Source organism: Methylomonas sp. 2BW1-5-20, from assembly GCF_052474515.1.
Map to the genome: position 1 here is coordinate 2,551,862 of NZ_CP184127.1, position 24,607 is coordinate 2,576,468.

Below are 24,607 nucleotides of genomic sequence, written 5' to 3' on the forward strand. Positions count from 1 at the left end.
TTAGTATTTAATGCAAAACTTGATCGTGTGACCGGCCGCTAAGTTTGCGCTGCCGCCCTGACTGGATGTCGTTACTGTAGGACCGGCGACAGACGCGGCGCCACCAAATAGATCGATGCCTCCTGTGCCGCCTTGCAGCGAATTAACAGTGTGTGTGTGCGCCAGATTTTGACCGACAGTCGCCGAGCCGACGGAGCTACCTTGCAGCCACGTGTAACCAACAGGCACCCAGGGTATTCCAAACGTCGTGGAGCCGTCGCCCGCACCCCATGTAGTTCCAATCGCGGCAAAAAGCGCGGCGTATGTGGTACGGCTCACGTTAGTGGGTGCCGTGGGAATTGCCAAGAAGCCAGCCGGCGGAGTTGAACCGCCGTAACCTATAACCTCTCCGGCCGGAACGGCCCGATCAACATAGGCTGTAGTAGCCACTTTGGTTGAATTATCGCCGTTGCCCTGGGTGACCGCTATTGCACTGCCGATATCGGGCGAATCCAAACTGGTAATATCATGATTCGCCCCCGGCGCCGCCCCGCCAGGTGCAGCTTGGGTAATGGTCCACGCAGCAAACGTGCCGGAGCCTTGCACAACGGATACGACAACGACAAGTGCGCCCGTCGTCGAGTTATACGACGTAACATCGCCCAACATCCATTTGGTGCCATCAGCGGTAGCCGCAACTTTAACAGTCATGCCCGGCACATAGCTTTTCGCAGCATCCACTGTCAGCGATTTAGAGCCGGTGCCAATCGCCAAACTCGTCGAGCTGTTCGCTGTCACAGCGTTGAGATTCATCGCTTCAACAGCCGTATTAAACTCAACAGCCGCCGTCGCAAGCCAGGCTAAAAACGCATCGGCTTTTGGAATAAAAACATCCGGCGGGTCACTGCGCGACGGCGCGGCGGGTGGTGTGCTAATAGCCATTACGTAAGTCCTTCTATATCAATTGAACAAACAGATTCAGTGGGATAACTAATCGTTATGCCAAAATCTTTAAAAAACCCATAGATCACCGTCGAGCTATAAATATCAGTGCCGGCATAGACAATCGGTATCGCTCGATAACTTGCCAGCAATGCGTGCAATTGATCAACAAAAGCGCTGTCGACAAAAAAGGTGAACGTTGCATTTTTGTTAAATGCCCGGGCAAGAATCGAATAATTTCCGAAATCATCACGCTTCTTGACTGAATAGTCTTGAATCCCCACTTTCGCGCCGTATTGTGTTCCTCCCAGGATTTTTTTAAACCCAACCACCAAAGCACCAACCGCCACGGTATAGCCGATATCGGTCGCTATTACTCGCAACGTTGGGTTGTTATAGGGCGGAAGGTCATAAACAACAAAATCGGTTTTGCGGACAATAGGCTCATAAAAATACGCATACCAATCGTGCACGCCGGAGTTTGAAACCAGTGAATAGGTATGGTCGTAAACTGTGCCGTCCACTGAATCAGTCATGACGATTCGCACATGGTCCGCTTCAATGTTCATAAGCGCGACGGAGTCAATCCGGCCGGACGGTTTTAGCGTCACGTCGATACTGTCAGCATTGGTAGCCTGATCGGTGATCGACTGATCGAATAATTTCCAACGGTTAGTAGCCCCCACTTCCAGCCACCACGTTGGGGATGTAGCAGGCGTATGATTGAGATTGACGGCTTGCAGCGATTCATAGACTTTATGCACATCGGCGGATACCACGCGCACTCGATCACCCTGCGCATATGTCGTTCCGGAGGAATAAGCCGTATAGTCCGTTTCAGGGATATTGCACGCATACACTGCAGCATCGTTAATCAACGCCGGCCGAACAAGCATCATGCTGTAGTCCTCGTTTCCGGCATCCCATTGCCTTCCCAGCGTTTCAATATCTTTGCCGTGTCAGCCGTGTTTTGTGCAATCGCAATTTCTTGTGCTTGCATCTGTTCGCGCAACAGCCGAATTTCATCGGATACGGCTTGGTTGCTTTGAGCGACAGTCGTAAAAGCACTACTCATCGTCGTGCCTGCATTGATACCGGGCAGAGTTTGACCTGGCAAACCTGTTGGAATAAATACCTTGTCCGGCGTCGGCGGCAATAAGGCATCAGCTTTGGATATGCCGGCCAGCTGAGCCAGGCGCAAATAGCGGGTATAATCGACCGCCGTCGCGAACGTGTCTTTGCTCAGCAACTCCATGCTATCCCGCAGCTTTTCATTCGCTGCATAGTAAGTATCTGCTGCTTCAGCCAGAGACAATAGCTGGTTATAACGCGCCCGGCCCGCTTCGGTGTCTAGCTGCTGGGCGTTAACCAGATCGCGGTAAGCCTGACGTGTATCAGGCAGCATCAAGCCGTAATCGCCCAAGTTGGCAATCAGGCGGCGCGTCGTATTGGCCAGCTGCTCGGACTCACTGTAGAACTTGCTGTAATAGTCCTGGAAAAGTCCTTGAAACTCCTTGATACCGCCGGCCAGCGTGATCAGGCCGTCAGCCATTTCCACCGCGTCGCCTTTGAACGAACTGCCGACCAGGTCGATGGCATCCAGCACGACAGCTTTTTCTGCAACCAAGCGCGTAGCCGTCTCGAACATCCCTTCGCCGAGCTTTTGATATTTGGCGATCAGCGCGCCGAATATCTGCGTGGTCATCGTGTCCAACTGAGTGGATAAAACGTTGTTCAGGGTTTTAATCATCTCATCGGAGGTCATGCCGAATAGATTGATTTTCAACCCGGGAATCACGTACTGATTCACAGCCGTGGTCATATCCTGACCAAACTCCGTGGCCATCGACAGCATAGAAGATCCCATGCCACGAAACATTTTCGTCAGCGCATCGGTAAACTGCGGATCGAGCGCAGCCATGATCTCGGAAACCGTGGTTTTTTTGCTAAACCAACTCTTTTTCGTCGTCGTAATTTGCGTGTATTGCTGTCCGGTTATTTGCCCACCGTTCATCAGCTCAGCCAGATTGGCCGCATTCAGATAAATGCCGTTGCCGGTAATTTCGCGTTTAGTCGTACCGAACAGGCCGTTGAGCAAATATTGTCCGATTGGGTCTTTAGTCGGCAGGATAGTTTTGGCATTTGATACCGTGCCAAGATTCAAATTGGGCGGCAATTGCAGTCCACCGCTTTGAAATAGCCGAGTGATCGAATCGGTAATCCCTTGCTTCAATGCCGCGACGCCGGCATTGATGCCGCGCAACTCGCGATACTCTTTCGCGTGAATGTCTTTCAGCAGTTGATAGGTATTATTGATCGACTCGGACTTGGCGTTCGGATCGCCCAAAACAGTGCCGCTGTCCGGCGAGGTAGGTATGGTCGCGGTACCGACAGACGACGTGCCGGATTTAGAAAAACCCAGGCCTGCCATTACCGCCAACATCGCTGCCACGCCGGCAAAACCCAGCCAACCGGATTGGCTGAAAAACTTCGCGGCGCCGGCAGCCACACTGATAACCGTTTCTTTCAATTGTGCCGCCATCCGGATCGCGGATAGGCCCATTTCCAAAGTATGAAACGCTTTATAAGCAGCGGTCTTTTTCTCGAAAAGCGTGGCCGTTGCGCCGGCGATTCGCGCAGCGCCGTCTATTTCCGCAGCCGCTTTATCCTTAGCAAGCTGTTTTTCTTTTGCCATGCCCTTGGCAATTAACTCCGCATTGGCCAGCGGGTTTTTTTGGGCTTTTGCCAGCTGCTCAGCGTTCGCCGCTTGCGCTTCCGCATAGGCGTTCATCTGGCTAGTCAGGTCAGAAAACGCGCCAGTTAATAAGTGAATACCACCGAGCGCACCATCAAACACATCGGCGCTGGTAGCGCCCATTTTGCTCAAGCTGCTATCGACCTGATTCAGCCACTTGTCGTATTCTTCCGCTGATTTCGCTGCCTGATCAAGTTCGGCATTGATTGATTTATCGGCTGTTGAGTACGCGCTGAGGCTCTGCCCCCCTTCTGTGAAATACGGAACGGCCTGCACGGTAGGATTGGCTTTTTGCGCTGATTTGTCGCGGGCATCGTCGGCTTTCGCCAGCAGCATGATGTACTGTTCCAAGCTGATATTGCGGGTATTGTATGCCCGGGTATATTCCGCCACGGTATCAATAAACATCTGGTCGGACGTACGCGCCTGATCGCGTAGGGCTTGATAGCGTTCTTCAATTTTCAACGCTTCTTGCTTGGCTTTATTCAGAGCTTGCTGGGCAGCATGTTCCGCTTTAGTCGCTGCGGCCTTTGCATCGGCTTTCGCTTTTTTATCGGCCTCTTTGCGATTTTCGGTATCAATGCCGGCCAGTTCATCCAGCCAACCTTGAGTTTGTGATACCGCTGCACGGCTGGCGGCACGCTGTTGCTCGGATTTCGCCAATTCGTCCTCGGCGGCTTTTTGCTTCTTCAGCATATCAAGCCGGTTTTTTTCCAAATTGATGTCGTAGCCCGAATAATCCGATATCGTCTTACCGATAACGCCGGATTGGTTATAAGTTTTAATCCGGGCTTCCAGGTGGGCGATTTGATCGTCAACCGCACTGCTCATATTGCGCCGCAAGATATTTAGGCTATTGGTCATCGAATTGACAATGCCTTTAATCAAACCCTCGCTTTTATCCTGCAACAGCGTGTCTTCGAATTGATGCCAGGCATCTGACAGGTTGGATATTTTGCCGTTCAGGGTTTCCATCGCATTGGCGTTGGCGCCCGCCGACAACTCACCCATCTTTTTGATAATGGCATCAATCGCATCGCGGCCCATTTCGCCTTTTGCCGACATATCCATGATTTCGGCACCGGTTTTATTCAGCGCATCGGCGGCAAGCTTATAAATTGGGATACCTCGCTCGGCCAGGATCACCATATCTTCTTGCTGCAACTTGCCCTTGCTGTAGGCTTGGCCCAATTGCAAAGCGATAGAGGTCAGCGTTTCCTGGCTACCGCCCAATTTGCTGGCTTGATCGGTCAAAGCCTGCATCACTTCGCGGGTCGGATTCAGGCCCATGCCTTGCAGCGTGACGAAGGTTTTAGTTAAGCCCTCAATCTCGTAAGGGGTGCGGGTGGCGAAGTCCTGAATAAATTTAAACTGGATAGCGCCGGCCTGGGCGGAACCGGTCAACGATGTCAACTGCGCGCGAAGCATCTCCATGCTGCGGTTGGTGTTCAAAATGTCGCGGGCCAGCGTAGCAGCCACACCGACCGATAAAATGCTACCGGCCATACGAGTAATACTACGCTGCATTTCAGATGCCAGCTCAGCGGCATGGGATCGTACCGCAGACACGCCTTTGCCAAGTTCTTGGGTAGAGCGGGTGGCAGCATTCATACCAGCAGCCATATCGGCCCCGGCTTTTTGGGCATCCTTGCCCAGATCGATCACGGAACGGTCTACTTGATTAACAGACGCGACGGCAACTTTGCCGTCGGCTGTAATCCTCAGTTTCAGTTCCATATCGCTCATTTCTTCGCCCTTTGTTCTCTAAATACCGTTACCGCCGCGCGTTCCATGATTTGCAGATCGTCAAACAACTCTGCCCGGTTTTTGAACCGTTTAATCCGGAACACCGCTTCAACGCCTGCGTAATTCAGCCCAATCACTTCACCCATTGCGCCAATTTGCCATTGGGTATCCAGTGATAAAAACAGCATCACCGCATCCCAGTTTTCCGCCTCGACTTTGAAGCTGATGTCCGGCTGCGCAAAGTCCGCCGGCAGTTCGATCCCAAGTGCGGCGCAATCGTCGCTAAACTGCTGAGCTTTACCGCCGCCCCCGTTCGCCCACCATTGCGCCGCCTCGATTAGTTTTTTCTTTTTTGGCCCGAAACGCTTTCAAACCAGGCCGAGATCACCGATGGCCGCACCGGGAATATCTCCAGCAGCTTGTCGCGCATAGCCGGCGAAAATTCTACCGGCTGGCCTTGGTCGTCGGTCACTTCCTCCCAGCCGACCAGGACTTTTTTAGCCAGCTCATCGTCGGTCAGTTTGTCGTCGGCGCTGTCGCTTTCATCGGATGCCCGCGCTCGTTTGACGATTTCATCGATTTCAGATTGCGGCAGACGCGGAAAATGGGCCACAAACGTTTTGGGTATGGTTTTACCGCTGCCATCTACAAATGCCACTTTAACCGGCCACTTGATTTCGTCGGATTGACCTACGAGTTGGAACATGTGTAATCCTCTTAGTTATTTCGCCACAATCACAAATTCATCGTTGCCGTTGATTGGCATAAACTGCATGCCAAATTCGAACATCGCGATGCCGTCCGAGTCCGAATATTTCGGCGCGGTAATCTGCATGGATTGCGATGTGACGGAAATGATATTGCCGGGGGTTAAACCGTGTTTGACGCCGAACGGGCCGGTCGCGGCACTTTTCGCAGCCGTCCACCAATCTTTGGTGCCGACAGCAACTGCTTCAATGCTCGCATTGCCGGTCGGCTTGCGGTTGGTAATTAACACAGACTCCGCACCGACGAGCTGGCGATAGGTCACGCTGTTGGCGATATCGAACGTCAATTTTTCCAAAATTGCGTTGTTGTAACCCTGTAAATTCAGATTGGTAGTGTTGGCCGTAGAAATGGTTTGCGGCACCTGGAAGCCAGAGAACGAAACCGACGGCAACACGGCATCGGAGATCGTCCCCAGCAAGCCGGTAAAACTGAATTTCATCACCGGCAAGGCTTTGGCGCTCATGTCCATCGTAAACGTGCCGCGCGCACCGAGCAGGATATGGCGAGTGCCGTCTAGGTTGAAATACAGCGATAGCGAGGTACTGGTACCGAAAGCGCTAGTCGGTGCATATTGCGCCATGGCGCCGATGCTGTACGAACTTGTCGCGTCCGGCGTGGTCGTGAACGCCTTTGAAACAGTAGCGATTTTAGTCGTGCCGTTATAGCTGATAATCTCTCGAGAATCGCCATTTGATGCACCTGCCGTAATCGACACAGTGCCGCCATTGTAAGCACCGTCCACCGCCGATGCGCCGGCCGCCAATTTAATAGTCGTGCTAGAGCCGCCGGCCTGGGCGGTTCCGGTCACGGCACTGGCTAACAACGTTTCGGTAAACGCGCAGGCGGTCAGCAATTTGCCCCACGGCGGCGCAACCCCAGCAGTGCCGGAGCCGACCAGCTCGACTTCAAAGTCCAGCTTGGCAAAGTTAGAGACGCGTATCTCGCCAGACGAACCGAAATACGGCCGGATAAAATCCCGCTGCACTACGTCGCCTTCCAACGGCATTAAATCCAAGTTGCGCAGCAACAATGCATCCGCGCCGGTCGGACTGGCGTCCACGCCATAGGTAGATTCCAGTTTCGCGATAATTACGCGCTTATTCGTTAATAACGACATCGATTAATCCTCGTTGTTGTTGCGTTTTTCGCCGGTGATGGGGTCGAGTATCCAACGGCCGTGATTGGGATCGTGCGGTTTTTCCTCGGCGACAGGCGCTTGATTTTCCGCCATAGGCTCTAACGGCTGAGCATCTTCCGACTTGCTGGTTTTGGTGGTTGCGGCCATATCGGTCTCCAAACAGTTAAATAATAAAAAAAGTTAACGCGCGGCCAACAGCATCGAGATTTCCATTTCGTGAAACGGATGCCGCACCGATAAGTCGTGAATGGTTTTTGCTTCGCCAAGATAAACCGCGCCGGGGCCAAGCTCGCCGGCTTCCAAGCAGTCAAATATCAATTGCTCAACAAGATCGAGTTGAGTAACACCGTCGAACACGTCGTCAGTGATGTCCGGCTCGTGGATGCCGACCACCAGACTGACGCGCTCTTGATGCCGACCGCCAACCGTACTAGCACGGGTGCCGTTCGCGGGAACGTAGCAGATTGAAGGGTAATCGTTGGCGCTAACCGGCCGCCTGTAGCCAATCAAATGCCGGGCCGCGCGACCGTAACGCGTCTGCCAAAAGGCATTCAGCGGCGCATCGTTCATCAGCTTGCTGCGTGCGGCTTGTAACGCTTTGATGCTCATCGACTAACCCGAGGTTAAAACCAAAAAGCCAAGCATTCGCCGGCGAACCGGACGGAGTGCTTAGTGTTGGGGATAGTCTATAGAGAGAGGATGAAGCGGGGTATGTGAAGGGGTTCGCAAATGCTGCGATGTTAATGCTGCAGCAGATACTCTATGGCGTTAAAAAAATACTGCGCTTTTAATGCATACCCGGTTACCGATTCATGTGGGTTTACCGAAGTGCTCATCCAATCGTTTGAAAATGCATTTTCATGGCTGCCCCAGGCACTAAACGAATCAACGACTAATAATCCGTAAGCTTTTGCAATTAAATATAATTTATCAACAAATAACCGCTGAAACTCTATCGGTTTGGTAACTTTTGCCGACGGCCCCGGTATATGAATAATGACCGGAATATTTGCCGTTCTCAATTTATCAACAGCTAACAGTGTTTTTATATAAAAGTCGTCTGGTGTTTTGGCAGGATAGCCCAACCAATGATTAGTGCCGTAATCTAAAATAACAGCATCGAATTTTACAGCAGAACTGGGATCGGTTAATGCGCGTAACGCATGCCAGGCTTGACTAGGGTTTTTAGCCAGCCAGCTGTCAACATAGGTTCCGCCGATCCCCGCATTGCTCAATAAGATTTGTTTTTTGCTGGAATCGTAACATTCCCAACCAACGATAATTGCATTGCTGCCCGATCCTGCGCGAGCAGCCGGCACGTAAACATTGCTACCCAACGACGCTAAACCCGTTGCCTTTTTAATAGATGTTCCGGATGGCAATCCGTTAGCAACACCGTTTGGTGCAGCGCTGCCAATTATTGTCCCATCTTGCAACTTTATATTAAACGGATCATAACCCGCGCCACCATCGATATAAAACACATCGATAGTATCTGTCACGACAGTCGGCGCAAAATTACAAAGGCCGAATATCGTTGATGCGTTATTAATAACGGAACCGCAAATTCCGGTACCTTGATCGAACGCACTCCATCCCGATCCGATATTCGTAATGCGAGCGTCGGAATATGTCATCGCCACACTAGCGCCGTTGCCATTATCATTACGATTACTAGTGCCGTAATGGGACTGCCAACCCGCCGCACAAAGGCCGTTATTCAGCAATTCGGCCAAACGCACTAAAAAGCTTCTTGAAATAGCATTAGTATCGATATCAGTCTCCCCAGCCGCTCTCGAATCGCCGCAAACTAAAATCCGTGTATTTGAAACACCGGCTATAGTTCTGCGAATACAGTTGGCTAGCGATACGTAGTTCGACATCACGCCGGGTACAACGCCCGTAGGAAACCTTGTGTCTTCCATTGGCGAGATATCGTTTGTATGATCAATAATTTGATAATTACAATTTTCGGGCAGTGCTGTAATTATAAATTGTACATCCGTAGGAAATGGCCCCATTTTTTTAGACGAAACAATTTTGATCGGTCCTTGTAAAGCGCCGCCATTTCCAACCCACTGCAACAAAGCGTTACCGGTTATATCCAGCACTTTCCCAGCCCGTAACAATTCCCCGGTTTTATCCGGCGCAGTCAACGTTTTCATTTATGCTCTTCCCAAGTTGATTGACCCATAACCGCTGCCGGTGGTCGGCTCCGACAGCCCCAGGGCCGCGCGGTTTAGTTGTTTAGCCAGCATATCCGCGCTGGTTTTGTATTGATTGGCTTTATCGATCATCATCGAGTTATCGCCCATGCTGCCGTCAATCGCCGCCAGCCGCTTGGCCCAGTTGATAGCGATTTCTTTTAGAACTGTGTTCGGCAGGGTAATGGTGGCCGCATCGGCCGGCGATATACCCGCCGTACCCAGCGCCAAATCGACATACACATCCGCGCCGGCCAAATGCGCATCGGTAACGACCACAACGGGATCGGTGCAATCGGCTAGTGTGCAATATTTACCCATGATTAAGCCCCAGCCCGCGCCAAATGCGCGGCAAGCACCGACAAGCCTCGTTCTTGCATGTGCAGTTCACGTGTTGCGGTATCGGCGAAAAAATACGGATAAGGCTTGCTGCCCGGATGATTAACGGAACGCCGGAGGATATAGCCACCGCCGCCGCCCGTTGGAATCTTTAACCCTTTTCGGCCGGCTTTGGGGGCTATTACATGCGGTTCGGTACCATCCTCGACCCATCCGGCATATGCCGCGTTTGCATAAACTTCCGAAGTACCGCCGCCGACTGGCAACCAATTAATAGATTGCTGCAATTGTCCTGTATGCGGATTAAAGGCATGGCCCGCACCGATCCAGTCGTGGATATCATCCACGTAGCTTTCAGCCATTGCATTCGCGACCATCTGCGCGTTACGCGGATCGCGCAACGCGTTTAGCACGGACGGCACATTGCCGGTATCAAGGCTGATGGATAGCATTAGCCACCTTCTGCTTTAGGGTGAGGGGATAATTCCCAGCCGGCCGCTAACCAATTGGCTAATTCATCCGGATGCACGTCGGCGGTGGTCGGGCCGTCATCGAACTGCGGCTCACCACGAACCATCGCGATGTAATCAACGGGGTCCGCAGGCAGGCTATGCTCAGGCGGTTCCGGCAAGTTGCCGGCCGCTATTTGCTCTGCTATCCACGCCGCTTGCCATTCGGTAAGTTGGCTGGTGCCATTCTCGTCGAATGCGAAACCACCATTAGGCGACAAAACTGCGATATTCGGCCAATAGACAAACAACACGCTAGGCGCTGGCCCACCGTTTCCGCCCTCATCCTCCAGCAAATTCGATGCATGCAAATCCTTCTCCGATTCATTCGTTCCATCCGTGGTCGGGAAGGCGCTGTCCTTTGTATCGGTCCCTGCAATAAAGGCGCCTTCCGTGGCTTCGGTTGTATTCTCGCCCACCAAGGCGGGAGCCGCCGACGGGGTGTCCGCCATTGGCTCCCTTTCTATGGTTGGTTGTTCGGTTATAACCGTTGGAGCGGCCTCACTGCTGGTAATGATTTCGCCTTCCAAGGCGGGAGACTTCGGCGCATCCGGCGCCGGCAGCTCCCTAACGGTTTTTTCTGTAGTAGCGGCTTTATCCGCTTTAGGCGTTGCCATGGCTTAACCCAACAAGGTGGCGGTATGTTCCGGCTTAAAGTTAGCCGCGCCCCATGCCAAGCTGATTTCATATTGCACTTGGCGGTATTGCAAATACATCGCCACTTCAAATGTCAGGCCACTACGGGGATCGGTCAGCAAAAAGCGGTCCGCCGCCATATCGCCTTCGTCGGGTAACGCAGGCGCACGGGTAGATAACACAATAGCCGAGCGGGCAAACGCCAGGTTAGCCGCGTAGCTATTACCCAGCGCCATAGCGATGTTATCTGCTAAGGTTTGACGCAGACCGGGCTGATTCAATGCTAAGTTGCCGCCGGATAAGGCTGTGCCGACGACATACTTGTTGGCATCGCCGGTAAATGTCACCACGTCGCCGGCTAAAACAGTGCCGGAGCCGGTATCGACTGCAATTGTCGAAGCGCCGCTGGCGTAACCGCTGACGTTGTTCGATTGATAGCTGGTACCCGTGCCTTTGGTGTGATTTTTCACCTGAGCGGATTCACGAACCTGCATGCCGTGTAAATCCTGCAAAACTCCCTGACGCTGCAAGCTGATATCCCCAGCCATTTGCGCTTGGGATTGTTTGCCGCGAAACACAGCGCCGGCAGTGGTGTTAATGACCAGCTGCAAATCGCTAATTGGCGCGCCGTTATCCACCAAAATTTGCCGCACAAACGCCGCATCGGAATAATCGCCGGCGGTGCCGAACGGTGTAGTGCCTGGGGTACCGTAAGCGCGAGACGATGTTTTATACAACGCCGCCAAATCCGCTTCGACCTCATTGCACAGCGTACGCATCGCTTGCGCAAATTGCTGGGCGCGCAACGATAGATAGCCAACGCCGGTATTGATGCCTTTTTGTTGCTCGCCATTCCAGCGCACTGGCACACGGCGAGACTTGCTAATCGTAATGCTGTTGTTACCAATCGCTTGGTCGCCATCATCCGGCGGCGTGACGCCGGGCGTTACATCGCTGGCAGATGAGGCGGGCGCAACCGGAGAACGCACCACCTGATTCAGCGCAGCCCGGTCGGCGGCGGCATCCAGGGTAACAGACGGAATAAAACCGACTTGTTCGCGCGATACAACGTCCAGCGCCGCGTACAAATCGGGGATTAAATTAGTTAATGTATTTTGTCCCATGAGGGTCTACTCCAAAATTTTGAGGCTGGGCTTAGTCGGTAACGACGCCGCCGTCTTTAATGTGTTTGGCTTGCGAGGATGGGTCTAGCGCAGCGAATTCCGCGCGGGATTTGCTGGGTGTGTTACCGCTGGTATTTTGCGGCGCACCGGAACCGGTGCCACCCTGGGCTTTGGCTAAAAACGGCTTGGCTTCCAACAGGGCTTTCACAGCATCCGCAACCGATTTGCCGTCGATGGTGACATTGCCGGCGTCGTCCACTTTGGCTTTGCCTGCCAGCAGGTCTTTGACGGTGGCCGGGTCAACCGCTTCGGCTGATGCCGCTAACAGCGCATTGCTGATCGCCGCGCCTTCAAATTTAGTTTTGTAGGTGTTGGCTTCGGCGGCTTTGGCATCGGCCAACTCTTGCAACTTGCCTTGGGCTTGCAGCTGCGCGTCGGTCAACGACTTGATGTCTTTGTGTCCGGTGGCTTTTTCCAATTGAGCCGCAAAATCGGCTTGTTGCTGCGCCAATGCTGCATTGATTTGAGCCTGCACATCCACAACCGGCGCGGGAGCACCCGCGCCGGACTGACTCGCTGTGGTTGGGGCATTGTTGGGCGCGCCGCCGCCGGATTGGCCGGCGTCGTCGTTGCGTAATACATGACGGACTTTAAACATGTTCGTGATCCCGTGTCGGATTGGTGGAAATTGAATTCGACGACAGGATACGAAGCGCGGCTTTGCATCGGTATGCGAAGCGCTTCGGAAGGGAGGGATTTAGGAAGGTTTGCCGATTAGCGGGGAATTTATACCACGACTTTAATCGCGCATGCCGTTTCTGGCGAATTTAACGGGGGTTTAACGGGGGGTAGTGACTTTTTCAGATACGACGAATGCGGCCCCGTCCATTTTTGGCGCTTAAATCGCTTTATTTTCGATTTGCGGCAGCGTTGAGCGTTGACCTAACCCATTCTGATAATTTTTCACCGCTAGAGGCATGGACCCATAACGCCTTTTCTGCCGGTGTGCAGCGGATTTGTAGCTGACTAGTTGCCGGTTGATCGGCAATCTGAGCATTAGTATTGCCGTATTGCGCGCCAATAGGGCGATTCTCGTAAAACCAATCTAACGCACTAGATGTGATTTGCACATCGTCGTCTTGCAGCTTTCCATCTTCACTCCATTCATCGCGCAAGTATCTGTATTCTTCGGCTGTCATTGTAATTCTGCCGGCTTCCGAGCCTGATTTTTCAAGAATCAGAATTCTATTGTCTTGGTCATCGCCGTATACGGCAATATTTTGCTGATTCAAATCGCTGCCGACGAAGTGTCTAAATTTTAAATTGCTCATTTTTGCGTTCCTCATATAATGTTTAAGCCGAGTCGGCTAGTTCGCCGCTGCACAAGTGGCTTAGAAATGTATAGTTGACACTTTGTGATGTTGCTGCCGCACAGGCAGCTTAGAAATGTTTACTTCTCTTTGTATTCGCCGGCTCGGTTCTTATTGAGCGTATGTCAAAAATTGATTTTTCTCGGCGCTCGTCATTAGCACTTCGCCGTTCATAACTTGTTTTGCACGTTCCTTGTATCCCACCAAAGCGTCTAACAGATCGGCGTCAATGCGTTTTTCGCCAAATTCGGCAATTTTTTCAGCAATCATTTTTGATTGATCAGCAATAGCAGTTGCCTTGTCTTCGGCTTGCTGTGCGGCGGCTTGTTCAACGATTTGGCCTTCGTTAGCAACAACCTTGTCCCAAACAGATTTTTCAATGATGCCTTCAAAAATTTTTGCAGCGCCGTTGATGATCGGGCTTTTTGCGCCGTATGTGTTCGCGTAAAGCTTTTCGGCATCAACCGTCCATGATTTTTCTTTTTTATTCCATGTACCACTAGCCCGTAGGATGTCTTGAACAAAAAAGAAATCGTTGTAGTCGATTTTGATAGTGATTGTTGGCATGATGTCTCTCCAGATCAGGTTCCCAGTTCCGCTAGGTCGGTGTGTTTCTCTAAAGCACGGTTAAAGTATACAGCGATTTATTTGTTTGTCAATACAAACAGCTAGTTATTTTCCAATTCCTTTTCCGTTATCAACCCCAAACCGTCTGGCCGAATCAATTTATCGACCGACACGCCTTTTTCAATGGCTTTGGCCGCCCAATCCGGCAACACGTCCTGTTGCTTTTCCGGCGACAGATTACGCAGCCAATCTGCATAATTCTTATCGCCACGCTCCATGACCGGCGATACGCGCGGAATCAGCAGGCACATGCAATGCGGGTGGGCTTTGGTTTTGGGCACGGTGTCTTTGGTAAACACCCCTTTGCCCAGACCCATGTCGATGCTCGCGTAATAGTCGCAGATATCGGTTACCGGGTGGCTGGCCGATAGCCTCCATTGGTAGCCGATGATGGTCGTGTCGTGGATCGTGCTATCGATCACAGCGCGATGGCCGGCGTTTGCCATCTCGGTGCGGGCGATACGCTTCAGGTTGTACAACTGCTTGTCGTAGGTCCACCACTTCACGGCTTTATCCAGCAACTCTTCGCGGCCTTTTTCCACGGCTTTTTGCATTTCGGATAACACCCGCTCGGCGGCGGATCGGCTACCCGTGGTTTTTAGGCCGTCGATAATTTCTCGGGCGTTTTCTACCGCTGCATTCCAATCGGCGCGGGCGGCGGGATCGTGGATCAACTCCAGAGCGGCGCTGTGTAATTCGGCTACCCAATCGTCGATGTGCTCGGAGACGATCTTAAAACGCTGCTCGCCGGCCGTGCGTTCGATGGTGCGTTGCATGTCCATCGCTATCGTATCCACGGCCCGGCCGGTGCGAATGCCGTCTTGCAGCACTTGGGCTACACCGTCGCGAGTCGCGTTGTCCCACTTCCACAAGCGATCGCTTAGCGTTAAGCCATCCGGCCATCGCTGTCTAAACGATTGCTCGGCCAGCTTTAGTACGACTTCAGACTGCATCGGTTGCTGTGTTGCCGTGGCAGCGGCTTTGCTGATCCCTAAGCCGATGGCTGCTTTCATCGCGTCTATGTACTTGCTCATCACATCCTCCGATTCCGGCGTTAAAACATAGCCGGTTTTGCGGAGTTGTTTAACCAGGTCGGCAACAAATTGTTGGGTGTCCGCTGTCAGCTGCCCTTCGTGCTTGATGATTTCTTGCGCCAGGCGGCGGTAGAGTACAGGGTAATCGGTCATTGATTGAGCGCGTGCAGCTCAGCCATTTTCGCCAGCCAGAGCGCTTGCGCCCGGTTAAGGCGCGACGAAACGACATACAGCGAGTCATCGTCCTTGTAAGTGCCGACGATCAACACTTCGTCGAGCTTTTCGGCATCGTGAAGCGCGGACTGTAAAGCCTGTTCGACGGTAAATGTCGTGGAGTTGGGTAATTTGCTGACGGCCATGTAGTCGTTTCAATTCATGTGAATTGGTAATAAATGATAAGCCGCCAGAAGCCATAGCAAATGGCGGCTTGTTAATTACTCGGCTTTCAAAAAATCTACGTAATATTTTTCTCCAACTTTAAATTTCCCAAATAATTCGGGGTTTGCCACATTGATTTGTAGATTAGCTCCAGGACTAAATTTAGCGTAGATGTTGTCCTCATCTCGGCCATCTTCTGGATATTGTGATGCTGCAACTGCATGCATCGTCAAAGTTTCTTGTGATTTTTCGCCCAAGTTTCCATAAAAATGTTCTTGTACAAATCCGACTTGTAATTTTGCTCGCATAACGCTCATGTATATATCTCCGTTTATGCCTATCTCGTGGGTGATAAGCTAACCCAAATAATTTCTGTTAAGTTCTTACCCTTGTCATTCTTCCGCAGTGCTGACACTTGCAGCGGATTTTCTTATCCAGTGCCGCACGATGTTCTTTAATTTCTTCTCGTATTCTTGCCAACTGAGTTTCTTCATTTGCGAATCTGGCTAATACAGCAATAGGGTTAAGCCGCTCGCCACATGCAGTACATGTCACCTCGGCCAAACTTCATCGATCTCGATTTGTTGATGCTTACATTTGCCAACCTGCCATCGGGCGCGAACGACGCTGAGATAAACAATATTGTCCTCGACGATATCAATCTCGATCATGCTACTGCCTGCTGCGCAATCCTATCGCCATACGTATCACCCGCCGCATCGATCTCCTTATCAATCGCCGTCATCGTGCTGGGCGCGGTATCGTTTGCCAGAATCTGCTTCGCCAGGCGTTTTTTGATGGCTTTGTCGAACTCCGGCCCCATGCCCAGCGTCACGGAATCCATGGCGATGTTGATGGCTGTTTGCAGATCGGACAGGTTAAAGTCCTTGGGATAGGCAATATTGCCGGTGAATTGCTTGTCTTGCCAGGCATAGACCAGACTGGCGATTTCCACTTCCGCCGCTTCGCAGTTTTCAGCCATGTCGCCCAAGGCGCTATTGCACTCCTGAAAATGGAAGCTCAACGCCACGCCGCTTTGCTGCACGCCGCCGACAAACTCCAGGTTAGCCACGCGGTAAATGTCCGTGACCGTATTGGCGATTTGCTCCATGTACAACTGTACCGGATCGGGCGGTGGCGCTAAAAACTCAGGCTTGCCGCCGCCGGCCGGGTTGTAGGTCAGCGCGTTTTCGGTGCTGATCGTCAGGTTTGTCAGCCGTTGGCGCTCGTTGTCATCAGCGACCGGCAGGGCCAAAATGGCAAAGGTTTGCGCGCGGAACAGCTCGCGCATTTCCGAGCGGGCGTTATACAAATCCCAATTCAAACCGGCCAAGTCGTAGAAAAAGCTTTGCGCGGCGCTGTCGGTAGGGTTAAGCGGCTTGGCGATATGCAGGCGCACCACCGGCACGCGGCCAATGCTGTATTCGCCTTGCTCAATCACGTCGCTGCCATCCTGATCCTTGGTCAGCATCCACCCGGTAGTGGTATACGTGCGATAGCGGGTTTCCTTGCCGTCCAATTCGCTAAACGTCACCGACATCCAGGTGCCGGCGGCATTTTTAGTTTCTGCGACCAGCTGACTTTTCAAGCGCAGGGCCATATACGGCATGGCTTGATCGGCGCGGGTTTGGCCTTGGGTTTTTGGCTTGTCGATAATCACGTACACGGTGCCCAGGATCATGGCTAAGCGCTGGTAACTGCTGAGCAAGGTATCCAGCTTGCCGCCGGCACCGTCGGCATTCATGGCAAACGTGGAGTACAGCTCATCGCTCTCGCGGCTGGGCGTTTGTTTCCACAGAAATCCCATCATCACATTGACGATCTTGCGGGAAAAGTTTGGGTAAACCGCCAGCTCTTTACGGCGTTTCAGCTTTTCGTCGGCTTCACGCAGGTGCGGGATCAGGTACGCGCCGGAGGCAAAGCCGCCTTGGCCGCTATAGGCGTCGAGCAGGAATTGATCGGATGTGCGGTCTATAACCATTTCAACCTCATCGGTGTATAAGCAGGTCCGGCAGCGCCGTTACTGGCGGCATGCACGGCCAAAGCCAGCGCCCAGAATCTATCGGCGTGGCCGTTTTCGGAGCGTTCGGCAGTAAAGCGGATGTTGCCGGCGGTGGTGGTCACCTTGGTGACGGCACGCAGATCGGCGCGGATTTCGGGTTTATAGGGGATACGAAGTTTCTTGTCTTCCATCGCACCGCGTACCGGATAGGCCAACGCTTCCTTGGTGGGGCCGGTAAATGTCACTCCCTCAATACGGTATTGGCCGAAGGCTTTTTGGGCGTCGTCGGTCCAGCCGATACCCAGGCCGGTATTATCGAAGCAGGCGCGGTCAAGCAAACTCAAAATAGGCCAAATCACTTTTTCTTGGTCCGGCTTAGGCATGTTGCGCAACTCGATAATCGCCCTGGTGTACAGCACGTCGCCAAGCTTTTCCAACACCCACAGCACGGTTAAATCTTTCTTGCGGCCTATGTCCAGGCCGGCAAATAGTTGCGCGCCACGGCGCTTGGATTCCGCGAGGTCCACTTCCCAGATGTCCTTTTCGCCGTATTCGCAGCTGGCGATCAGGTCGTATTCCAGGAAGGCCGAATCATCGTCGGCCGGCTCGCACATGTACTCTTGCAGGAACGATTCTTCATCGGCGCAACCGGCCTTGATAAAGTCGAAATAGGCCGCTTCGTCCATCTCGTGGACTTCATGCTCTTTCGGCAAAGCCTTTTGCAGCTTCCATAAAAAACCCGAATCCAGCGCATCTTGCAGCGTGACGCGGTGCAGGCTGATATTCTTGGGGTTGTTATGCTCGCGCACTTCCCGAATCAGCTGATTGAAAAAGTTGTGGCTGCCCCGGTGGGTGCTGATGATCTCCATCGAGCCGCCCCAGGTGATACCAGGGTAAGCGATGCTCCACAGCTTGCGTGGATCGGGATGCAGGGCAAATTCGTCCAGGATACGCCCGCCGCGCTTACCGGCCTGGGCATCCGGATTGGATGACATGCTGTGTATGCGCTTGCCGCTGGCAAACTCCAGCACGTAGGCCGTTAACTTGGTTTTTTCGTCAATCACCCGCTCGCCCAAGTCTTCGGCGGCAATGGCGAGGATATTGGCGAATAGCTTGCAGTCTTCAATAAACAGACGGGCTTGCAGATCGTCGCGGCTGGACACCCATTGATCCCACTTTTGCCCGACCATGGCGGTGCGTTCGGCGGCTTTGTAGGCCGTGGACCAGCTGATACCAATCTGTCGAGATTTCTCCATCAGCTTTAGACGCGAATCGTCTTTGATCCAGCGCTCTTGAAAGGGCAGGAAGATGGCGTCGGGGTTGGCGGGGATGATGCGGGCGTTACCCATGAGACAACCATTCGCCAACTTGATGAGCAAAGCATTCGCTAAGAAACGACAACAAGTAAATGCCGGCGGCGATAAAAATCATAATAGCGACTTCCCTGATCACGCCGCCATCCCTAACGCCTCGCGAATCCGTGCCACCCCGGCTTCCGATACGCCCTCGGCTTTGGCGGCGGCGCTGGCAGCTTGCGCGGCCTCTTCGCGGGCCTTACGTTGGGCTTCTGCTTCAAAATCCTTGCGCCATTGTGCGGAACCCACGGCACCGCGACCGACGGTCGATATCGCCCTAGCCAGTTTGGGAATCACAACGGCTTTATCTTCCAGATCCCAGCCTTGCATGCCTTCCAGTACGTCCATTAATTGATCGATGGCGACCATCTCGCTGGCTTCCAACAACGCGGCTTTATCCTCGTTGCTCATGCCGCCCATGGCCTTGGCAATCTCCATCCGTTCCCTGGCGCGACCTATCGACTTTTCCATAGCCGCCTGCAACGCCGAGCCATGCCGATGCACTGCCGACCGGCTAATCTGAAACCCTTGCTCTTGTAACCAGGCGGCCAAACCTTCGTAATCGCTGAAACGCGCGCCGATTAAACGTTCGTTAAGCGCGCTTAGGACGCTGTCCGGCAGGGTGTCGATGGCACTACGGGGTGGCATTACTTCAACTCCGGCTGCAACAAACCCGGTTCGTTAATCAAACCTTGCCGCGCATCGTCGCCTTTAGATGTCAATGTGACGAACCAAACGCCGCCTGGTTGAGTAGCCAAAACCATGTTACGCGAGTGCAGCCAGCGCAAATCGTCACGCAAGGTCTCTGTATCCACGGCTTGCAAGTCATCGGCCAATGTGCGTTTCAGATCCACTTCATGCATGGTGCATGTCGGTACGCCGCGCAATATCACTAGAATCGATAATCGCCTACGGGCTGTCATATGTTCGCTGTATTCCATGTTTTTTCACCAAATTGCTGTGTTTTTCAATACCGTTGTGTCGCCATTCCGCCCGAATTACGCCAAACGCAAGCAGCTTCCGCTGCATCTCCCGCCGGTCTTTATGAGTAATTCGATCATCCAACCCTTCCAACCGCGCTACACCCAAGTCATTAATCAACACCACAATGTGGTATCGATATTTTTCATGCATTTTATGCAGCGGCCGTTCAACATCCACGCTATCCGGATAACCTCTGGCGTGCAGCATTAAAGGGGCCAGATGCAGGCTCATTAGCTTTTATTCCGCCAAAAGCTGTCCATCCGCGCGACCTGTTCTTTAAGACTGCCTAATGTGGCGGTTTGCGCCGATATGGCGGCATTCATGGTCGATAGCGAATCGTTGAGCTTGCGCATTTCCCGGTAAATCTCCGCCAAATCAGCATGACTGGGTGCGTTTTTAAGATCTTGCTCCAGCCGAGTCACGCGTTCGGCGTGATCGTCCAGCCGGGTATCGATGTTAGATTCCAGCTTCGTAATCGTGGCAGTTGTAACCCGCTGCCGATTATTCAGAAAATTCATCACGCCAATCACGGCGATCAACAACGTCTGCACCACGTCCCACAACAGTTTTGCATCGACGTTCATCACCACCCCCTTTGCGCAAATCGACTACGGCGGCGCTTGTTGCTTTTGGCAACCACACATTGCTGCGCGGGCATACGTAATGGATTGGGCAAAATGGCCGGGCGACTGTGCAAAACCACTACACAAATGGCGTTGGTTAAAAACATGCTCCCTCACTCAACCTTTTAGCGTGACCGGCACGCGCGTAATGCTGCGCAAATAGATATTGGCAACCGACACCGCGCACATGTAAAACAGATACCCGCCGTCCGGCAGGTAATCGCGCATTAAATGCAGATTCGCTTCAAGCAATGGCAATACAGCTGCGGCCACGTTGAACCAAAAGGTTTTGCTATCCAGTATGTGTTTGGCGTTATCCATGTCTGTTCCTGTCAAAAAAGAGCCGAGGCAACAGTCGGCTTTACAGTAAGTGTTTTTGTGTTAAGCAAACTTAACGCTGCCCCGGCTTGAGTGTCCGCCGTTTTTTTAGGAGGTGGCGGCTTCGCTGTTGTCGTTTTCGGCGGCGTCTTGGCCAGCGCCGGCATCCGGCTCGGGGCTGGCGCCAGGCTCGTCACTGCGTAAAATTTCGGTAATGGTCAGGTCGAAGTGATCGGCCTCGGTATCGCCGTCGTACACTTCATATTCGAATGATTGGCTAATTATCCTAATGCCGTCACCTAGATCGGCATCGCCGCTGACGGTTAAGGTCACCAAGCCCTTGCCGACCACTTTGACCAAAAATTGGCCGCCGCCCACTGGCGTGACCAGCAACACATTCGGATCGGACGAGACGATGCTGATAGCGCCGTCGATGATGGCGGATTCGACATTCTTGGTTAGTGCCAGCGCGGTAACGATAAATTGAGAAACTAATGAGCTAATGCGTTTCATGGTGTAAGGTTCCATAGTAGTGATGTAATCCGCGAAGCTGAGTTGCAGCACAACGCGGGTGGGTTTTTCTCCCGCATGCTGGTACTCCAGGTACAACAGCAGGAAAAACAGGCAAAAAACGGCTACCACCAGGCAGCCGAAAACGTGTATCAATAATTCCGGCACGGCTCTGTACTCCGCACGAAGCGCAGATATTCGCGATGCGAGATGCCGCTGTTCATTAAATCCAGATGGCTAGAGTTTTTGTCTGCAACCGCCTGCAAATACTTGAATTCCACGATGCTTGCTTGGCTGACATAAAAGCGGACATCCTTGTTTGCCACCTCCAATCGATGCCTGGCGCGGGCGAGTTCATGCCCCAGCAAATAGGCTTCCATTTCGGCCACGGTGGCTTTTTGCATTAACGGATTTTGTTTCATACAGGCTTCTCGAATAAGGCGCGCTCGGCGGCGCGGCGTTTTACCAGACCAGGCAAGGGGGCTTTTTTGCCGTCAATAGTCCCCATCACCCAGCGGTCGAACTCGGCGGCAGCGCCGGCAAAATCCCGGCCGTGCAGCTTGTGGCGGAGCGTCGATTGCGCATACTTACCCTGGCCGATGTTAAAAATCAGCGAGACCAACGCATCGAATTGGTTTTGATTGATGAGCACGGGCGTAATGGAACGCAGGAACAGCGCGGTTTGCTGTACATCGCGATGTAGCAGCTGCTTGACCTGTTCGTGACTGATGGTGAGCACCACTTGCGCTTCTTGCGTAAGGATACGGCGGCTTTGGCATTCGTCCACGATACGGGCCAGCGTGCCGGCATCGATACGGAACAGACCGAAATCCCACTTGGGCAAAATCACATGACCGCAGCCGATGGTTAAGCGGTTGGCCGGGCATAAATACGCTTGTTGACGCTTACCTTCGAACTGCGTAATCAGCTCGACAGCGGCCTCGGAAGCATCATAGGGATTGTCGGTGTTCATGGCATCTCGCTCGGAAGTGATGGCGAGAGTTTACGGAACCGGGGGAAAGCGCCGTATGCGAAGCGCTTCGCAAACCGGACTTTACAGAGGGAGGAAGACGCTATCCTACCCGAAATTTGCCGGACATGAAAAAGGCCGGGTTAACCGGCCTTGAAAATGTTTAAAAATGGGAAAAAGTTAACGCGGCAGCGCCTGGTTTAACTGGATGCCGATAGGCGATCCTCCAATCAGCTGTCGCCATTACTGGTTCCAAAGAAATAAATGGTGGTCTACACTCAACCCGCCGGGGATAGGGTAATACAAGACCCGCAAGGGAAATAGACCTGGTCGTGTTGAACGGCAATTGGTCCCCGGTTTTTATCTGCTGGATAGCGCACAATGAAATTCAGCGCAATGCCTAGTTTTTCGGCGGCAAAATATTCTTTTCGCCCGTGCAAAAATAATACTCGGCTAACATGCTTCCCTCGACGGTACGCTGATAATTGCCCGTCAGAACTGAGCTTGATGCCTTCTCATCTTTGGAAATTTGACCAATCACTACCGTATTGGCGCCAAATGTAGTGGCGCGCTGTTTGTACCAGTCGTAACACTGCAAACCTGGCTTTGCGCAGGCTTCCTGCATTTTATAGACGCAGTTTTCCGGGGTTTTTTCTTCCAGACGAACATATTCCCAGTTTGGGTATCGCATATTCGTCGTGCATCCCAGCAATGCAAAACAGAGTGACGCGACTATCAATGTGCTTTTCATACGTGCTCCTTGGTTAAAATCGCCGAAGTATAGCGGGTTACTTGTAGGGTGTTGATGATGTCTTTGGTGCTCATAGGGGATGTCTCCGGTTGGTAAAAAAACATTTAATCCTCGAATAAATCGAAATTAATTGCGGCTGGTGTGACCTGGCCAACGATGGTGATGATTTGCCTCTCAGTTAGGCCATATTTGCGGCACAAACGAAAGTTATCCATGCCGTTGCTGCGGTCGTGACGGATGCGCTCGTTACGCATCGCCAGCATGGCCGCGTGGGCTTTGGGGATTTGATACACCGTGGCCCCGCCAAACATCTCGCAAAACTTGGCGGCCAATTCCATGCCCAGCAATTCGGCCAGGCGGTGATCGGGCGTAACGTTTACCGGCACGGTTAAATGCCCGCCGCCGTAGGCCCGCCAGATCAGCCACATGGTTTCCTCGCCGCAATACTCGGCGATTTGCAACAGGCTATCGGGCAGCAGGTGTTTGGGCAGCGGGGTGTTCATGGCTGTTGTGCCTCCTGTATTTGAGTTTGCAAGGTATCGATTTTGATTTGCAGGTCGGTCAGAGCTTCCAGGCTGTTTTCGCTGGGCGCTTGTTGGTGCTTGGCTTCCAGCTTGGCAAAGTCGTCTTTCAAGTCCCGCAGCTCAAATGTCGCACCCAGTAAAAACTTGATCTTGGCGCGGTTGGCTGCGGCTTTGGCTTCCGGGTATTCCGGCGCCGGCAGTTGGTCGTCCGGATAAACGCGCGACGGTAGCAACGCTCGCAGTTCAGACGGGCTGGGCCAGCGGCGTGACTGGCTAGCCAGCGCGGTAAACGCTGCTCGCAACCGGGGTCGGTCTAGCTCTTCGTGCCACTTGATAGGCCAAGAGCACATCACGTAAAACCAGACGCCGGCGGTTTTTGCCACCGTCTCAGCGCTCGGCCCGCCTTCAAGATGCAGGACCAGCAAGCCGCTAAGCCCTTTGGCGATGGCTTGCCGTAACCAATCGGTTTCGTCATCTGCGTGATTAAGCGCGTCCATTGCCAAAGTCCTCCAACGATTGCAAGGCTTGCGCGGTTTTGCTGGTTTTTTTGTTGGAGCCATAAACCGTTAAGCCGTCGATGTGGTCCTTAACAGCTTGACCCGCGCCGATATCGGTTTTAAACCCGTGGCAATCCCCCAACACTTTGCGCAGATAGTTGTGATTGCTCAACGGATCGCCACCCTTGGCGCGAATTTGCTCGACGGTGATACGCATGGCCTCGGCCAGCGCCGGCAGCGATTCGGACAGCGCTAGCGTTTCTTTAGCAAGGCGCAAAGCTCTATCGCTTGCAAGATCGCGGGTATGGGAGCGGAACAAGCCCAAGTAGCCCACTAGCGCAAAGCCGGTTTCACCGTCCAGCTTGGCGAGGATGCCCAGCAATTCGCGGCCAGCTTCGTCCTGTGCCATCGCGTCCAGGCTAATGCGGGTGTGGCAGACGGGGCATCTATTGAGCTGCACGCACTACCTCCTGAATTACCCAGGCGAACGCCAACCCAGAGGCAAACTCCCAGCCCTTGATATC

33 protein-coding genes are annotated in these 24,607 nt (G+C 52.9%); all 33 read right to left on the reverse strand.

From position 1 onward, the window contains the following. A complete protein-coding gene (locus ACH50O_RS11595) occupies positions 1 to 921 on the reverse strand; it encodes a phage tail protein (protein ID WP_446807951.1) in 921 nt (306 codons plus the stop codon). Then, the gene (locus ACH50O_RS11600; protein WP_446807952.1) at positions 921 to 1,820 is read right to left on the reverse strand and encodes a hypothetical protein; all 900 of its coding nucleotides are present in this window, start codon (positions 1,818 to 1,820) and stop codon (positions 921 to 923) included. Before ACH50O_RS11600 ends, ACH50O_RS11595 begins: the two co-directional genes overlap by 1 nt. Beyond that, positions 1,817 to 5,422: a tape measure protein gene (locus ACH50O_RS11605; protein ID WP_446807953.1), complete on the reverse strand. Its 3,606-nt coding sequence runs from the start codon at positions 5,420 to 5,422 to the stop codon at positions 1,817 to 1,819. Before ACH50O_RS11605 ends, ACH50O_RS11600 begins: the two co-directional genes overlap by 4 nt. After that, complete coding sequence (locus ACH50O_RS11610; protein WP_446807954.1) at positions 5,419 to 5,613, reverse strand: DUF1799 domain-containing protein; 195 nt, start codon at positions 5,611 to 5,613, stop codon at positions 5,419 to 5,421. The genes ACH50O_RS11605 and ACH50O_RS11610 overlap by 4 nt, the downstream gene beginning before the upstream one ends. Before the next feature lie 146 nt (positions 5,614 to 5,759). Beyond that, positions 5,760 to 6,128: a hypothetical protein gene (locus ACH50O_RS11615; protein WP_446807955.1), complete on the reverse strand. Its 369-nt coding sequence runs from the start codon at positions 6,126 to 6,128 to the stop codon at positions 5,760 to 5,762. A gap of 15 nt (positions 6,129 to 6,143) precedes the next feature. Then, positions 6,144 to 7,307, reverse strand: coding sequence for a hypothetical protein (locus tag ACH50O_RS11620; protein WP_446807956.1), 1,164 nt, complete (start codon positions 7,305 to 7,307; stop codon positions 6,144 to 6,146). Between the two features lie 3 nt (positions 7,308 to 7,310). Then, positions 7,311 to 7,475 (reverse strand): hypothetical protein, encoded by a 165-nt coding sequence (locus tag ACH50O_RS11625; protein ID WP_446807957.1) that lies wholly within the window; start codon positions 7,473 to 7,475, stop codon positions 7,311 to 7,313. Positions 7,476 to 7,508: 33 nt separating this feature from the next. Continuing rightward, positions 7,509 to 7,937: a hypothetical protein gene (locus ACH50O_RS11630; protein WP_446807958.1), complete on the reverse strand. Its 429-nt coding sequence runs from the start codon at positions 7,935 to 7,937 to the stop codon at positions 7,509 to 7,511. A gap of 131 nt (positions 7,938 to 8,068) precedes the next feature. Continuing rightward, positions 8,069 to 9,493: a hypothetical protein gene (locus tag ACH50O_RS11635; protein ID WP_446807959.1), complete on the reverse strand. Its 1,425-nt coding sequence runs from the start codon at positions 9,491 to 9,493 to the stop codon at positions 8,069 to 8,071. Beyond that, on the reverse strand, positions 9,494 to 9,853 hold the full coding sequence (locus tag ACH50O_RS11640) for a hypothetical protein (protein ID WP_446807960.1): 360 nt from the start codon (positions 9,851 to 9,853) through the stop codon (positions 9,494 to 9,496). It lies immediately after the preceding gene. Between the two features lie 2 nt (positions 9,854 to 9,855). Further along, the gene (locus ACH50O_RS11645) at positions 9,856 to 10,323 is read right to left on the reverse strand and encodes a hypothetical protein (protein WP_446807961.1); all 468 of its coding nucleotides are present in this window, start codon (positions 10,321 to 10,323) and stop codon (positions 9,856 to 9,858) included. Then, positions 10,323 to 10,997 (reverse strand): hypothetical protein, encoded by a 675-nt coding sequence (locus ACH50O_RS11650; RefSeq protein ID WP_446807962.1) that lies wholly within the window; start codon positions 10,995 to 10,997, stop codon positions 10,323 to 10,325. The genes ACH50O_RS11645 and ACH50O_RS11650 overlap by 1 nt, the downstream gene beginning before the upstream one ends. A gap of 3 nt (positions 10,998 to 11,000) precedes the next feature. After that, entirely contained in the window at positions 11,001 to 12,140 is a 1,140-nt protein-coding gene (locus ACH50O_RS11655) for a P22 phage major capsid protein family protein (protein ID WP_446807963.1), read from the reverse strand. A gap of 31 nt (positions 12,141 to 12,171) precedes the next feature. After that, on the reverse strand, positions 12,172 to 12,798 hold the full coding sequence (locus ACH50O_RS11660) for a hypothetical protein (RefSeq protein ID WP_446807964.1): 627 nt from the start codon (positions 12,796 to 12,798) through the stop codon (positions 12,172 to 12,174). 250 nt (positions 12,799 to 13,048) lie between these two features. Then, a complete protein-coding gene (locus ACH50O_RS11665; RefSeq protein ID WP_446807965.1) occupies positions 13,049 to 13,471 on the reverse strand; it encodes a hypothetical protein in 423 nt (140 codons plus the stop codon). 150 nt (positions 13,472 to 13,621) lie between these two features. After that, positions 13,622 to 14,077, reverse strand: coding sequence for a hypothetical protein (locus ACH50O_RS11670; protein WP_446807966.1), 456 nt, complete (start codon positions 14,075 to 14,077; stop codon positions 13,622 to 13,624). A 101-nt stretch (positions 14,078 to 14,178) separates the two neighbouring features. Further along, positions 14,179 to 15,324, reverse strand: coding sequence for a hypothetical protein (locus ACH50O_RS11675; protein ID WP_446807967.1), 1,146 nt, complete (start codon positions 15,322 to 15,324; stop codon positions 14,179 to 14,181). Further along, on the reverse strand, positions 15,321 to 15,530 hold the full coding sequence (locus tag ACH50O_RS11680; protein WP_446807968.1) for a hypothetical protein: 210 nt from the start codon (positions 15,528 to 15,530) through the stop codon (positions 15,321 to 15,323). The genes ACH50O_RS11675 and ACH50O_RS11680 overlap by 4 nt, the downstream gene beginning before the upstream one ends. A 75-nt stretch (positions 15,531 to 15,605) precedes the next feature. Continuing rightward, entirely contained in the window at positions 15,606 to 15,866 is a 261-nt protein-coding gene (locus ACH50O_RS11685) for a hypothetical protein (RefSeq protein ID WP_446807969.1), read from the reverse strand. 350 nt (positions 15,867 to 16,216) lie between these two features. Further along, positions 16,217 to 17,530 (reverse strand): hypothetical protein, encoded by a 1,314-nt coding sequence (locus ACH50O_RS11690; protein ID WP_446807970.1) that lies wholly within the window; start codon positions 17,528 to 17,530, stop codon positions 16,217 to 16,219. Further along, a complete protein-coding gene (locus ACH50O_RS11695) occupies positions 17,521 to 18,900 on the reverse strand; it encodes a phage terminase large subunit family protein (RefSeq protein ID WP_446807971.1) in 1,380 nt (459 codons plus the stop codon). The genes ACH50O_RS11690 and ACH50O_RS11695 overlap by 10 nt, the downstream gene beginning before the upstream one ends. A gap of 99 nt (positions 18,901 to 18,999) precedes the next feature. After that, positions 19,000 to 19,554, reverse strand: coding sequence for a phage protein Gp27 family protein (locus ACH50O_RS11700; RefSeq protein ID WP_446807972.1), 555 nt, complete (start codon positions 19,552 to 19,554; stop codon positions 19,000 to 19,002). Next, a complete protein-coding gene (locus ACH50O_RS11705; protein ID WP_446807973.1) occupies positions 19,554 to 19,829 on the reverse strand; it encodes a hypothetical protein in 276 nt (91 codons plus the stop codon). Before ACH50O_RS11705 ends, ACH50O_RS11700 begins: the two co-directional genes overlap by 1 nt. Further along, positions 19,816 to 20,121 (reverse strand): hypothetical protein, encoded by a 306-nt coding sequence (locus tag ACH50O_RS11710; RefSeq protein ID WP_446807974.1) that lies wholly within the window; start codon positions 20,119 to 20,121, stop codon positions 19,816 to 19,818. Before ACH50O_RS11710 ends, ACH50O_RS11705 begins: the two co-directional genes overlap by 14 nt. Then, positions 20,121 to 20,474 (reverse strand): DUF2730 family protein, encoded by a 354-nt coding sequence (locus ACH50O_RS11715; RefSeq protein WP_446807975.1) that lies wholly within the window; start codon positions 20,472 to 20,474, stop codon positions 20,121 to 20,123. The genes ACH50O_RS11710 and ACH50O_RS11715 overlap by 1 nt, the downstream gene beginning before the upstream one ends. A gap of 156 nt (positions 20,475 to 20,630) precedes the next feature. Beyond that, positions 20,631 to 20,834: a hypothetical protein gene (locus tag ACH50O_RS11720; protein ID WP_446807976.1), complete on the reverse strand. Its 204-nt coding sequence runs from the start codon at positions 20,832 to 20,834 to the stop codon at positions 20,631 to 20,633. 105 nt (positions 20,835 to 20,939) lie between these two features. Continuing rightward, positions 20,940 to 21,509: a hypothetical protein gene (locus ACH50O_RS11725; protein WP_446807977.1), complete on the reverse strand. Its 570-nt coding sequence runs from the start codon at positions 21,507 to 21,509 to the stop codon at positions 20,940 to 20,942. Beyond that, positions 21,494 to 21,763 (reverse strand): hypothetical protein, encoded by a 270-nt coding sequence (locus ACH50O_RS11730; protein ID WP_446807978.1) that lies wholly within the window; start codon positions 21,761 to 21,763, stop codon positions 21,494 to 21,496. The genes ACH50O_RS11725 and ACH50O_RS11730 overlap by 16 nt, the downstream gene beginning before the upstream one ends. Next, positions 21,760 to 22,314 carry a lysozyme gene (locus tag ACH50O_RS11735; protein ID WP_446807979.1) on the reverse strand — a complete coding sequence of 185 codons (555 nt, stop codon included), beginning with the start codon at positions 22,312 to 22,314 and terminating at the stop codon, positions 21,760 to 21,762. The genes ACH50O_RS11730 and ACH50O_RS11735 overlap by 4 nt, the downstream gene beginning before the upstream one ends. Positions 22,315 to 22,711: 397 nt before the next feature. Then, positions 22,712 to 23,062 (reverse strand): hypothetical protein, encoded by a 351-nt coding sequence (locus ACH50O_RS11740; protein WP_446807980.1) that lies wholly within the window; start codon positions 23,060 to 23,062, stop codon positions 22,712 to 22,714. 104 nt (positions 23,063 to 23,166) lie between these two features. Next, positions 23,167 to 23,565 carry a Mor transcription activator family protein gene (locus tag ACH50O_RS11745; RefSeq protein WP_446807981.1) on the reverse strand — a complete coding sequence of 133 codons (399 nt, stop codon included), beginning with the start codon at positions 23,563 to 23,565 and terminating at the stop codon, positions 23,167 to 23,169. Continuing rightward, the gene (locus ACH50O_RS11750; protein WP_446807982.1) at positions 23,562 to 24,083 is read right to left on the reverse strand and encodes a hypothetical protein; all 522 of its coding nucleotides are present in this window, start codon (positions 24,081 to 24,083) and stop codon (positions 23,562 to 23,564) included. Before ACH50O_RS11750 ends, ACH50O_RS11745 begins: the two co-directional genes overlap by 4 nt. Continuing rightward, positions 24,070 to 24,543 carry a hypothetical protein gene (locus ACH50O_RS11755; RefSeq protein WP_446807983.1) on the reverse strand — a complete coding sequence of 158 codons (474 nt, stop codon included), beginning with the start codon at positions 24,541 to 24,543 and terminating at the stop codon, positions 24,070 to 24,072. Before ACH50O_RS11755 ends, ACH50O_RS11750 begins: the two co-directional genes overlap by 14 nt. Positions 24,544 to 24,607 lie beyond the last annotated feature (64 nt).